Genomic DNA, 12,054 nt, shown 5'->3' with positions numbered 1-12,054 from the left:
CATATCATCGAAACCGGTAACGACAGTTATCGATTCAAACATTCAACCACACAACAGAGGGAAAGGAAGTCTAGCAATAACAGGAATATTTAGGCCATAATCGGCCCACTAGGCGGGTCAATATTCGGTGCAAAACCCGGGTCAATTTTTAATGCAAAACAACAACCTCCGGAACAGCACCCCGAACACACCATTTTCTATTTGGTCATAAAATTTTTGATAGAGCTCGGCCTGTCGCGTTTCTTCTGCCCTCAGTGAATCCAGTTGGCGGTAGAGGCGTTCCAGTTCGAACGGAATGGATGGATCCTTCACTCCATAGCACGGGCAAACATCAGCCTGTTCGGATACCTTCCCATTGCATTCTTTGCATTCAATCAGCGCCATCAAATACCTCTATAATTGCTATTGCTTGCCCATTGGGCTACCCATTTAGCTTGCGCACAAGAAGCTGCTGATAGTTGGCCGAGAAATTCGAACGGATTCGTTGTGGCGATGCCATCAGTTTGATTGAAAAGGGATTTTGCAGCAGTTCCCGAAGCAGAATCCTCAATTCCATTTCTGCCACATGTTGACCCAGGCAGCGGTGGATACCCGACCCATAACCTAAATGTTTGTTTGCGTTGGGCCTCAATATATCAAACAACTCCGGGTTCTCAAATTGAGATTCGTCGCGATTGGCAGAACAGTACCACAGTACAACCCGAGCCCCCGGGGGTAGCTGACAATTGCCGAGCTGTACCGCTTCGGTGGTGGTTCTTCGCATGTGAATGATCGGGGTTTGCCAGCGCACGATTTCCGCCACTGCGCCATCAATCAATTCCGGGTTTTCTTTCAGCATGTGCCATTGATCCGGAAACTGATTGAACGCCACGATTGCCCCGCTCAACGCCGCTCGTGCGGCTTCGTTTGCCCCTGCGATCAACCCCACCGTACCAACCAATCGTAAAGCATCTGTGGCCATTTCTGCTGTGTCAGGGTTTTGGGCCAGGGCACTGATCACATCGGATCGGGAGCTGTCCCTGCGACGCTCGGCCCAAAGGGTTAACAGGCGGTGACGAAATTGTTCAATTACCTGGTCCCGTTGTTGCCAGGTTTCAACCAATGCGCCGGGTTCCGGTGTTGTGACCAGGGCTTCGCACCAGAAAGGCAGCCGCTCCCGGTCTGCAGCGCTAAGATCAAACAACTCCCCCACCATATTGTTGGTGACCACATTGGAAACCCGCTGTACCCAATCAAAGGTGCCGTCATTGGGTAAGCCCTCTAACAACGAACGGATCTTCTCACGAATACTGTCAGCCAGGGTATCTAGGCGCTTGCGAGTGAATGCAGGGAGGACAGCCCGCCGCTCCTGGGTATGAATGGGAGGATCGGCGGTAGCAAAGGCCCGGGTTACATCGAATTCCGCCGGAACGTCACCAATAATCACATTATTTTCAGATGAGTAAACCTGGTGATTGCGCTCCACTTCGACAATATCGTCATAACCACAGACAGACCAGTAAGGGCCGTAAGGGCTTTGTGGGCAATAGTGAACCGGAGATTCGCGACGCAGCCGGGCAAAAAGCCCACTGTGCTCGTTGCGTTCGAAATACTCGGGTTTGCTCACATCCAATGAGGTTAAATCGATACCCTTCCATCGGTTTGCAATTTCGGGAAACAAACTTTTTGAACTCATACTCGCTATCGGCTCTGTGCCCACACCAACACTGATTACCAGCGTAATTTAACTTCCAACATGGCACCGAGAATTCCGCTGCTCATTTTTGGAAACGAATCCGGTTGCAAGCGGAATGCTGGAATTCGGTTAATCCACTCCGACAAAAATATTTCCATTTCCAGTTGCGCCAAATAAGCCCCCGGGCATAAGTGCACGCCGTTGCCAAAGGTTGCATTGACATTCGCCTGACGCCGAAAATCCACTTCCATAGGCGATATAAAAACTTCATCATCCAACCCCTGCAATGGGGGCAATACAATCATATCACCGCGTTTTAACCGGACCCCATCCAGTTCCTGATTCGATTGTATCAGACGCGCTTTGGTCATAATGGGGAAGCGCCGTATAAATTCCTGAATCGCCGGGGCTATCAAGCTCCGGTCATCGACCAGCTGCTGTAAATGAAGCGGGTTTTGCGCCAAAAAGCCCATAATAAAACCCAACTGGGATATCACGGTGTCAATGCCCCCGGTCAACATGGCGGTGGACAACTCCAGGGCCTCATCTTCCATCAGGGGTCGGCCATCCAACGCTCCTGCGACCAGCTGACTCAACAGATCAGCACCCGGTTCAGATTGCCTGGAGCGGACCCAGGGCCGCAGAAAATTGGCGTATCGGTCCATCACCGGAATGTCGGAAGCGTTGGGCGATTCTCCATAACCCGGTAACTGCACTATCTGTTGCTCAGGAATCCCTGCCATTGACAGAAATATGCGGTTGGGAATCCTGGCCGCCACGTCCTGGATAAATTCACACTGCCCCCGATCCTGAATGGCCTCAATGGTTTCAATCACAATGCGCCTGATGCCGGGCTCATACGCCTGCAGTTGTTTGCGGCTGAGCGCCGCGGTCATAATCTTACGGTAAGGTCGATGTTCTGGAGGATCCAAAGTGGTTGGGCGCAAAGGAAACAGTTCACCCCACTTGCGGGGCACGATAGTGATTCTGGATGAATAGTGGGTGTGATCGGCAAATACGGCGGTGATTTCCGCAGCCCGGGTCGCAATCCAGTGACCGCCATTGGCGGTGGACCAGAGTATACGATAGCGATGGCTCTGTTGAATGTGGCGCCAGGACTCGTGTAGATCACGCTCGGCTCCCGGGATATTATAAATATCAACATCGACAACCCGATCCGGGGGCACATGGGACGGAATGGACACCCCAGCAGGCAATTTTATCGAATCCTGGGCAACCTCGCGCTGACTGTTACTCATACACTACAACCTTGTGTACCATGCCCGCATACCATAGGGCTTAATTGAAGTTAAATTGGCGCTTAATGAATCAAAATTACACTATATTACGATTCGGTGGTAGGGTTCCCAGGGCTTTGGTTCGTTGGATTTGGTTCATTGCCCTTGTCCCATTGGTCTTGACCCATAGGCCTCAGCCACACAGTGAATAATAAGGGGATACTATTTGCCAAACCAACCGAAGCAGGACGCCCGTGAGCGCCGTATTCAAGTGGCTAAGTCCATTCGCAAACGCCTGGTGCAGCATATCGCCAATGGACGCACCACCGACATGGCAGAGCGCCCCATGCTCAACAGTCGCCACGTTTACACAGACCCGGCCATTGCGCAAAACGAAAAAGACATTTTGTTTCTGCAATCGCCCATCGTGGCCTGTTTCTCCACAGATATTGCGGCGGCAGGCGACTGCTTTGTGTTGGATGATCTGAACGTTTCCATCCTGATCACTCGGGATTCGGATTTGCGGCTCAGCGCCTTTTTGAACCGCTGCTCTCACCGCGGTACCCGACTGGTGCCACCCCAGCCCGGTGGTCACTCAATCAACCTGAGCCGTATTTTATGCCCATTCCATGCCTGGTGCTACAACCTGCAAGGTAACCTGGTTGCCGTTCCCGGCCACGAAGGATTTCAGGATGAAGACCATCACCCGGGATTGCTGAACCGTAGACATTTAACCCCGGTGTCGGTGGTTGAGCATCTGGGTTTGGTGTGGATTCAGGTAAAAGGCGCCTTGACTTCAGAGTCCATTCAAGGGTACCTCGGTGAATTCGCACCGGAGCTGGAACAGTTGGAATTGCAAAACCTGTCCCGGGTGCACAGCCATGATTTTGTTGCCAACACCAATTGGAAGTACGCGCTGGATACCTATTGCGAGGGCTATCATTTTGGTATGCTCCACAGGGATTCGATTGGCGATGCGTACTATTCAAATGTTTCGGTATATGAAGGGTTTCTTCCCCATTGGCGCATCAGTTTTGCAGCGAAACAATTGGAACAACTGCAACATCAGGCGGAACCTCTGTGGCCACAGCCTGAGCTCAATGCCATTCACTTTGTTTTTCCCAATACCCTTTTGGTGGTCGGCAACCTGGAACAGGGGGAGATGTGCGTACGTGTATTCCGGTTGTTCCCTGGGGACAATCCGGGCACCATGCGCTGTGATATCGCCGTGTTCGCCCCAGGCAACGTGGTTAATGACCCACAGCGTGTAGCGCGGGAATTTGCCTATAACGACGTTGACAGCCCGATTACTCAGGAAGATTATCGCGTCGCGATGGAGGGTTATAAGAATCTACAAAATGCGCCCGACGATTTTGAGTTGGTTTACGGAATGAATGAACCGGCATTACAGGCTTTTCATCAGGCCATTGGGTCGCGACTGGGGCACATCAAAATCCGCTCTACTTGAACACAACTGTCACGGACGACACCCAGCCGCGGAATTCGCGGGTTGGCAACCTCCCGCAAGGGGGCTAGTACGGAAAAATCCCGTCGATCAGGGATCAGTAGTGTAGCTGGCGTTGCAGGGTTCAGCTGAGCGCGAAACCGGTTAAAGGCCGCTTCATTGTAGCTTTGCCTAATATAATCCGTTTGATTACTAAACAGATGATAGGCTGCCGCCAGGTGTACGGTATGCCTTGGTTTAGCATAAAACGTGGAACCAGTGGTTATGGTCTCTGCAATTGCCGTACTGCCTACGGTGACAACGCCGCTGTCCCCGTGTACCACTGCATCTTCCAGGATAAAGCCATCCATCGTTGGTGTTACCCGTTCAGGGAGATCATTGAGTGATTTCAGCCTGTACTCCGTAGGGATTACTTCTCTTTTGGCCCTGCACCCTGACTCCGGATTTTTTCCCATCCAGGTGTTCAAGGCCGAACGGCAAAGCTCGAACCAACAAAAGGAAAACCCACGGGCGTCTTCATAATTGGAAAAGCGATCCATGTACCCCATAAGCACGCCTTTGCTTGACCGCTCCACATGGCCTGCTCTGTTGGGGTCATCGCTGGTTCTGACCCACAGGCATTGATTATTGGCGTTATAGGCGGTTAAAGCCCTCTGCACTCGGCTCATATCATCAGCTGAAACGGGATCACTGTCTTTGCGGAGAAACAGTTTTTCACCGGATCGCAGATCATCAAGGGATTTTCTTGCAAGAAAGCGCAGTACATTTTGTTGCTGTGCAAGCAACCGGGCTTCATCAACCGTGCCCGCCTGAATAAACGTGTGATAGCGGAAATCGTATTCCGATACATGGACAATCAGTTCGTTATTGCAGGCGACCTCCAGCTCAATGTTTTTGGGTGCCGCAAAATCTTTGAATTCATTTTCCAATACGTTAATCAGGGCTTCGATGCCTGAGTTGTTAAACCGGAAAAAACCCAACTGATCGACCCCTACAGCCACCTGGACCAATCCGAATTCACAATTGTCTCCCAGGCTCTCGAACCGCTTCAATATGTCCGATTCGAATATCACTGTGTCTGTTTCCTTGTTCATGACGCCCTTTCTACTTTTCTGACATTCTACTTTTCTGACATTCTGTTTTTCTGCTATTGTGCTTTTATGCCGCCGGCAGATGCCGTTCGATTACACGGATCAGATCGCCGATATTTTTCATCTCGTCCAGTTCACGGCTGTGAAACTGGATGTTAAAGCGTGTCTCTATTACCAGCATCAGCTCTATATGGCGAAACGAATCCCAGCCTTCAATATCGGCAGCCGTGGTGGCGGGGCTCAATTTAATATCCTCTCGTAGAAACACGTCATTGAACAGTGCGTTTAAGCGGTCATAGATTTCTGTTTGTTTCATGTATCTGCCTTTTCCACCTGCAGCGGGATCTGGTGCTCCTGAAAATCAGTAAGATCCAATTGATAGAGGACGGCGGCATCGTTTTCCGCCGTGACTATTTCAAACCCAAGATCAGGATACAGATTTCTGACGAGTTCATTTTTGCCACTGGCAATAAATTCCCCAGTTAGCTGCGTGGCTCCCAGGGCCTTGGCCGCACCGGCGACAATATTCAGTATGGCGTATTCAACTTTACGACCCAGTACCCGGCAACTCATCAGCAGACTATCGATAGTAATGACAGATTGGTCTGTACGACGCAGTATGGCAACAGCAATGAGCCCGTTGTCTCCAAACCGATCCAGCAATCTGAACTGCAGTGCCTGGCAGTTTGGATCAGCCATCAGTTCCTGAACCGCTTCAGTTTGATAACGACGGGTAGTGAGATTGAACTGATTGGTTTTATTGATTAGCTGAACCAATCGGGTCAGTTCCAGGGGATCAAACCACTTCCAGCTTAATCGCATTTCCAGACCACTCAAGTAAGCCATTAAATCAACGCTGGCGTGCTTCAGCTCCGAGCGTTTTTGATTTGCCTGATAAGCGGCGCTTCGGTTTCGGTCGTCCTGGGTGATGGCTGTTGATTCAAAGTAACCGGCATCCATCAGTAACCTGGCAAACATCGAGGGCTCTTCCGGCATTTCGGGTGTTTTGACCTGGGGTAGACACCGCCTTACCAGGTCGCGCTCGAATGGACTGTCGTCCACAAAAACCATCGAATCCAGGCCTATTCCCAACGCCTGTGCTATCGCTTGAAGGTTATCGGGTTTTGGCTCCCAGTTGGCTTTAAAACTGGCAAACTGTTCCGGCTTTAAAATCATTTCCGGGTGTGACTGAAACGCTGACAGGGCTTTACCGTGATCGTTCTTAGAGCATACCGCAAGGATCACCCCACGCTCATTCAACGCCAACAGATAGTTCTGAAAATGCTGAAAGGATTCTCCAAGCGGGCTGCCTTGCCCCAAGGCAATACCTTCAACCCCCAGCTCGCCCACCTCACCACCCCAAAGGGTATTGTCGAGATCCAGCACCAGACACTTTGCTGACAACCCCATTTTTGCAGTAATCACCCGCAAAACCAACTCGGCAAACAGAGGTGTCGCCTGCGGGGCGATTTCCATTTTAGCGTGATGCCAAAGGCGCGGATCATGCCAATTGGCCAGGCCATCCCAAGACGCCTGACGATCTACGGCCAAAACATCCACACCAGCCTGCGTCGCCGCACTTCTTATGGCTGCTGCGATTCGAACACAAAACTCCAATTTGGAACCCGGTAATTGGTGCTCGTTGTTACCCATGATGCTTTCATGTATAGGCAGTGGAATTTGTTGGATTATTTGACAGCGATACCGGTCCTGCAGTTGTTGCCAACCGCTCGTTAGCTGATTGATCCATTGCTGGATCAGCGCACTGCACTCAGCCTCGGTGCTGGCGGGGGATAAGCCATTTGCCAGGTGATAACCATCCAAAGCAAACAATAGACAGGTGGGTTCAAATGTCTGCAGTGGCGAATCCCCAGCTACTATTTCCTGCCAATATTGGCCAAAGGCCCCGGTGTAAATGTCCAGCCAGAGATTACGGCGTAACGCCGCCACTCTGAGCGCAGGGTTTAAATGAGACGTGGTTGAAGACCCCAATACCGCTAGCCGGACATCTGCCTTGGGCTGGGATCCCTCGCTCTGGTTCAGTTTTGCTGCCAGAACACGATCCAAAATACCGGTCTGGGCAAAATCCAGGTTATAAGCGGCCAGTTTTGAAAACGCAGTCCAATCCGGCGAACGTTCGCTGTTGAGCTGTTTTAATTGCTCTTGCCATTGGTTTGGCGCGGGCAGCCAATACAAGGGCGCATGGGGTGAAGCCAAATTTTCTACCTCATTTAACGTTCGCGATCACCAACTGGATTATTGACAGGTTCTATTTCCGCCACAGTATAACAAGAGTGGATTGAATCGGTGCATTGAATTGGCTATGGTCTTATCTCCACAGCAGCATTGCTTATCTCTGGAGCGGCTTAGAGTCCGTTGCCTTATGAACTTACCCGCGAATATTCAGTTTATCGGTCAGTTAACTGAGCCACCCAAACTTCACGGTATTACCCGGGAGAAGGATCACTGCCCTTTGATTGAACGGCAGTTGCAGATCAGCGACCTTCGCGATTGCGCTTCGCCGCCCACACTCGATGAAGCTGGGTTCACATTGGCACAGGGAGACCCCTTGGCTTTCGGCACACCACTTGAGACTGTCGCCCACAAAAATCTTGATCAGGCCGCCGCGCTGGTGACCCAGATCAGTAGCGCAACGCAGCTTATTCATATGAATTCGGTGATTCGGCGCAGCGAGCGCTCCCCCCTGTATATGCAGGGGGGCACCACCTTGCCAGCCCGCTTTGCCCACAGTGACTACGGTGCCGGTGATACGGAAATACTTCGCTGGCTGAATCACATAATGAAAACCGATTCCCGCTCACTTGATCCGTATCAACGGGTGGCTATGTACAACACCTGGCGCACACTCACCCCACCGCCGGCTGACGTCCCTCTGGCCCTTTGCGATGTGCGCTCCCTTGGCTCCGACGACCGGGTTGCAGTGGATTTCTTTGAACAGATGCCCGAGGATCCCGACTGGCTTTTTAAAATGTCCATTTACCGATTCAATGAATGTCAGCGTTGGGGGTATTTCTCCGGCATGCAGGACGATGAATTCATTCTGTTTAAAGGCTTTGACTCCGACCCCAATCGAGCTGCTTTAACACCCCATGCGGCATTCACCGCATCGAATTGCCCCGCCAGTGCCGAACCGAGAACGAGTATCGAAAGCCGGTTTCTTGCACTTTTTTATTAGTGTAAACCGATTCTGTCTTAACGACAGTTTATTGATCCGACTGCTTAGGCGCCATTTGTGCTCGAAGTGAGGCAGGGCGCATATCCGTCCAGGTTTCGTCCACCCAGGCCATACAGGTTTGTTTGTCGCCATGGGGGCCGGTTTTGTTCCAGCCATCGGGTATGGCGAGATGATCGGGCCACAGGGAGTATTGCTGCTCTTCGTTAACCAGTACAAAAAATTTCGTTTCTTCTTTATCGAATGGATTCATTCTGTTTTGCTCCGCTTTCTCTACTGCTCAACAAGTTTTTTGTGATCGAATCACTAGCCTTTCCGTGAAGTAATAGGGTTAATGATCTTCTTCATTTGAAATAGGAGTTTGATCCGAAGGTGGCCGGTACTTTACCAAGTGGATGCCCAAGTCCTTAAGTAGGCTTTTAAACTTTAAAATTTCCAGTTTTTGAATTGCCATTATATTTTCTTTTTCGACCGCTTTACCTGGCGTTTCTTCTTCAAACCCTTTCCAGTTTCGACTGCGGTAATCAATGTAAACCTTAATATCATCGGATAAACAACTGGATAGTTCGAATATTTCGAACAAGGAAAGTACAAGAAACTTCTGCTCGGTCGGTAATTCTTCTTTTTTTAAATGCATTCGATTTAATTTCTCTTCGAAACACTCAGGTCTAATCCAATACTGAGTTTCATCTTCGTTGGGAATGCGGTTATCCATATCACTATCATCTATACTTTTTTCGATATTATAAAAGTGATATTTCAACGCAGCCACGGCTTCTTCAAGCTTAGAGACTTTACGAGTTATTTTGGAAAGGTTGACAGAGATCGGAGGCAATAATGCAGGCAAATGCACTATCACCTGTTCGTTGAAGTTCTCCAATGCTTTTTCCATTTTTAGTAAATGGAGTTCAAACTGATAATTTAGCACAATCACTTTATCTGCTTCCACATGCAGTGCTCTTAGCGCATGTGTAAAAACACGAGTCATACTCCCCAATAGCACATAGGCCAAGGCCTGCCGTGTTCTGTTCCAACTGCGACGTTGGAAATAGTCAACCAGTCCCCCCAACAGCCCCACAACCAAGATGATTTCAACAATCATAATAACAAGGCCAGCGGTGAGGTTCTCGGCAAAACTCTCCGCTGTATAACTGGTGAAATTGAACATTTGCTGCCATATTTCGCTTAATGAGGCAGCCAAAGTAGATTGACTCTCCAGAATAGTCTGGCCCATATCACATCCCCTTATTGCGATATCTCAACATTTAGGAAACCCAGTTAAAATGCGCAACGCATCTTATACAAATTGACTTGCGCAATTGTTGAAATCGCCATCCCAATTATTCATTCGATTAACGATAATACTCCGGTGCCAAGCGAAACTTCGGCGCTTCTACAATATCATGGGGTATCCACAATTCGGCGCCGACCTCTTTGGAAAAAGCTTCAATTTTTTGACGGCTTAGGGTCGTTAGCGGATTGCTGACATGGTTAACAAAGTCGGCCGGTCGATTCACTTCATTGTAATAGTGGTACATATCCCCGGTGATCAGCACCGGCCCGGTTTCATCCAGGTCCAAAAACAAGGATTGGTGGCCGGCAGTATGACCCGGCGTGAATTTAATAATGACGCGACCGTCCCCAAATACATCGTGGTCGCAGTTTTCTATCAGTATTGTTTCGCTGTTTTTGAGTTCGCAAAAAAATTTCTGATCGGGTGTCACCGGGCCAAACCGTTCAAAATCGGGGCTGGGGTCGAACATGGCTTCATGCTCCGCCCGTTGCACCAACCAGGTGGAGCCACTGAACAGATTGGCGTTGGCGACATGATCATTGTGATAGTGGGAGAAGGCCAGGAAATCGATGTTGTCTGGCGAATAGCCCACTTCCTGGAGTTGGTCTGTCAGCTTCCGCGAGCTGGTAAAGGTACGCTTGCGGGTGGGTGCTCCGTCCACAGCGATTTCAGAATCCGGGATTTCTCCCGTGTCCCAGAGCAAGGCCCCACGGGGATGCACCACCAGATAGCAGGGAGTGGTCATTTCAGTGGCAATTTCGCCGGCCTTAAAGCCAAATTCTTCGGCGGTTACACTGTCGATTTTGCCGCAATCGAATATATAGAGCTTAAGCAGGGTATCGGTATCCGCCTGTCTGCCGGGCCCGGACTGATCGAGCTCAGGTGCCTCAGGTTGTGTGGTCGTGATAACTGTCAAAATTACGTGCTCCCATAACTATAATTTCGAGAACGTTCAGTTTGTATTAGAACGCCTGCAACCGCAACCTTCTATCACGCTCGTAATGGCTTTTTGGGAATGGTTTTTTGGGGTTGGTTTCACCGGGTTGGCAACCCTATACTAGAGGCGATGAAGTTAATTTGAGTTGAATTGATTTGAGGTAATTTGTTTTGGGTAAGAATATTCCGGGCCCCGATGCAGCCTTGGACAATAACGCTGTTGCCCCCGATTACGCGCGGCGTTTGGCGGGCCCCATGGGGGTCGACGCCTTCAATCGCCAAATCCGGGAGCAAAGGTATACCCAGCTTGCCAATCAGTTCTCGGACACAGAAAGAACCTGGCTGTGCTCCACCCACGCGCTTGCCAAACTGCTTATGCCCCAGTGTTCTGCCCTGGACAGCATCGATATTTATAGCCAAGCCTATCTGGTCCGTTTGACGGATATGTTGCATAAATCTGACCGTTTGGCGGTGGATTTGGTGCAGGAGCAACTTATAAGGGGCGCAACCATTCGGTTCCGGAATCTGGAGAAGCAGATACCCTCGTCACAGATCTTCGCTGCAGCTGTGGGCTCGGTTTTTCACGGCCAAACCACAATAAACGCATATCTTACCCCTGGAGGGCAGAACGGATTTCCACCTCACTTTGATAATACCGATGTGTTTGTCATACAGATTATTGGCAGCAAACACTGGACCCTGTTTGAACACTACAGCCATCGAATGGCACTTCCCCTTGGCGACGTTGCCTGGGACCCGGAGAAGTATCAACCCGATGACAGCGGTACATCACTGGTGATGACTCCCGGCGACGTGCTTTATATTCCCAGGGGTGGTATGCACACGGCAGGCTGTACTGAGGACTTTTCTTTGCATTTAACCGTGAGTTTGGAATCTGAACCCATGCTGGACAGACTCCAGTTGCTGATGCGGGAGTGGGCCAATCACAACCTCACCGCCAGACAGCGTGTACCGGAAGACCGCCAGCAAACAAAGGATCAGCTGGTGCATTTGGCTGCGGATTTTTTTAATTGGCTACAACTGCAGGGAAACCATGACAATTCGGTTCAGCCCGAGCCCATAAGCCAGCAGCAGATGGTCGACAAATTTAACGGTATATTAACCTCCCTCGCCCAGACGGTGCCCAAACCAAAGGGCTAGC

12 protein-coding genes are annotated in these 12,054 nt (G+C 50.2%); 3 read left to right on the top strand and 9 right to left on the bottom strand.

The features are described from left to right. Window positions 1-141: 141 nt before the first annotated feature. Genes D9N13_RS05935 through D9N13_RS05925 form a run of 3 tightly spaced genes read right to left on the bottom strand, consistent with a single transcriptional unit; the run spans window position 142 to window position 2,934 of the window. Entirely contained in the window at window positions 142-384 is a 243-nt protein-coding gene (locus tag D9N13_RS05935) for a hypothetical protein (protein WP_290587188.1), read from the bottom strand. 37 nt (window positions 385-421) lie between these two features. Beyond that, complete coding sequence (locus D9N13_RS05930; RefSeq protein WP_290587185.1) at window positions 422-1,675, bottom strand: cytochrome P450; 1,254 nt, start codon at window positions 1,673-1,675, stop codon at window positions 422-424. Between the two features lie 35 nt (window positions 1,676-1,710). Further along, window positions 1,711-2,934 carry a cytochrome P450 gene (locus D9N13_RS05925; protein WP_290587182.1) on the bottom strand — a complete coding sequence of 408 codons (1,224 nt, stop codon included), beginning with the start codon at window positions 2,932-2,934 and terminating at the stop codon, window positions 1,711-1,713. A 205-nt stretch (window positions 2,935-3,139) separates the two neighbouring features. Here D9N13_RS05925 and D9N13_RS05920 point away from each other — a divergent pair, with 205 nt between their 5' ends. Continuing rightward, window positions 3,140-4,381 (top strand): aromatic ring-hydroxylating oxygenase subunit alpha, encoded by a 1,242-nt coding sequence (locus D9N13_RS05920; RefSeq protein WP_290587179.1) that lies wholly within the window; start codon window positions 3,140-3,142, stop codon window positions 4,379-4,381. On the opposite strand, the gene D9N13_RS05915 is transcribed toward D9N13_RS05920, so the two are convergent. From D9N13_RS05915 to D9N13_RS05905, 3 genes are all read right to left on the bottom strand, one after another. Continuing rightward, window positions 4,333-5,472 (bottom strand): hypothetical protein, encoded by a 1,140-nt coding sequence (locus D9N13_RS05915; RefSeq protein ID WP_290587176.1) that lies wholly within the window; start codon window positions 5,470-5,472, stop codon window positions 4,333-4,335. The two genes, D9N13_RS05920 and D9N13_RS05915, sit on opposite strands and share 49 nt — an antisense overlap. 64 nt (window positions 5,473-5,536) lie before the next feature. Next, window positions 5,537-5,785, bottom strand: coding sequence for an acyl carrier protein (locus tag D9N13_RS05910; protein WP_290587173.1), 249 nt, complete (start codon window positions 5,783-5,785; stop codon window positions 5,537-5,539). Next, a complete protein-coding gene (locus D9N13_RS05905; protein WP_290587170.1) occupies window positions 5,782-7,686 on the bottom strand; it encodes an HAD-IIIC family phosphatase in 1,905 nt (634 codons plus the stop codon). The genes D9N13_RS05910 and D9N13_RS05905 overlap by 4 nt, the downstream gene beginning before the upstream one ends. 166 nt (window positions 7,687-7,852) lie before the next feature. On the opposite strand from D9N13_RS05905, the gene D9N13_RS05900 reads away from it, so the two are divergent. Next, on the top strand, window positions 7,853-8,665 hold the full coding sequence (locus tag D9N13_RS05900; RefSeq protein WP_290587168.1) for a CmcJ/NvfI family oxidoreductase: 813 nt from the start codon (window positions 7,853-7,855) through the stop codon (window positions 8,663-8,665). A gap of 28 nt (window positions 8,666-8,693) precedes the next feature. On the opposite strand, the gene D9N13_RS05895 is transcribed toward D9N13_RS05900, so the two are convergent. The 3 genes from D9N13_RS05895 to D9N13_RS05885 all read right to left on the bottom strand — a co-directional run bounded on the left by D9N13_RS05895 (window position 8,694) and on the right by D9N13_RS05885 (window position 10,872). After that, on the bottom strand, window positions 8,694-8,915 hold the full coding sequence (locus tag D9N13_RS05895) for an MbtH family protein (RefSeq protein ID WP_290587166.1): 222 nt from the start codon (window positions 8,913-8,915) through the stop codon (window positions 8,694-8,696). A gap of 78 nt (window positions 8,916-8,993) precedes the next feature. Next, entirely contained in the window at window positions 8,994-9,896 is a 903-nt protein-coding gene (locus tag D9N13_RS05890) for a hypothetical protein (RefSeq protein ID WP_290587164.1), read from the bottom strand. A gap of 118 nt (window positions 9,897-10,014) precedes the next feature. Continuing rightward, entirely contained in the window at window positions 10,015-10,872 is an 858-nt protein-coding gene (locus tag D9N13_RS05885; RefSeq protein WP_290587162.1) for an N-acyl homoserine lactonase family protein, read from the bottom strand. Window positions 10,873-11,063: 191 nt separating this feature from the next. On the opposite strand from D9N13_RS05885, the gene D9N13_RS05880 reads away from it, so the two are divergent. Beyond that, a complete protein-coding gene (locus D9N13_RS05880) occupies window positions 11,064-12,053 on the top strand; it encodes a JmjC domain-containing protein (RefSeq protein WP_290587159.1) in 990 nt (329 codons plus the stop codon). Window position 12,054 lies beyond the last annotated feature (1 nt).

This window comes from Ketobacter sp. GenoA1, assembly GCF_003671475.1.
Lineage (GTDB): Bacteria > Pseudomonadota > Gammaproteobacteria > Pseudomonadales > Ketobacteraceae > Ketobacter.
Note: the sequence above shows the minus strand (reverse complement) of the source record. Positions and strands in the feature narration are given on the sequence as shown.

Excerpts from the sequence above, each read along its gene's own strand:
- D9N13_RS05890 (WP_290587164.1), bottom strand. The coding sequence starts at position 9,896 with ATGGGCCAGACTATTCTGGAGAGTCAATCTACTTTGGCTGCCTCATTA.
- D9N13_RS05930 (WP_290587185.1), bottom strand. The coding sequence starts at position 1,675 with ATGAGTTCAAAAAGTTTGTTTCCCGAAATTGCAAACCGATGGAAGGGT.
- D9N13_RS05915 (WP_290587176.1), bottom strand. The coding sequence starts at position 5,472 with ATGAACAAGGAAACAGACACAGTGATATTCGAATCGGACATATTGAAG.
- D9N13_RS05925 (WP_290587182.1), bottom strand. The coding sequence starts at position 2,934 with ATGAGTAACAGTCAGCGCGAGGTTGCCCAGGATTCGATAAAATTGCCT.
- D9N13_RS05900 (WP_290587168.1), top strand. The coding sequence starts at position 7,853 with ATGAACTTACCCGCGAATATTCAGTTTATCGGTCAGTTAACTGAGCCA.
- D9N13_RS05910 (WP_290587173.1), bottom strand. The coding sequence starts at position 5,785 with ATGAAACAAACAGAAATCTATGACCGCTTAAACGCACTGTTCAATGAC.
- D9N13_RS05935 (WP_290587188.1), bottom strand. The coding sequence starts at position 384 with ATGGCGCTGATTGAATGCAAAGAATGCAATGGGAAGGTATCCGAACAG.
- D9N13_RS05895 (WP_290587166.1), bottom strand. The coding sequence starts at position 8,915 with ATGAATCCATTCGATAAAGAAGAAACGAAATTTTTTGTACTGGTTAAC.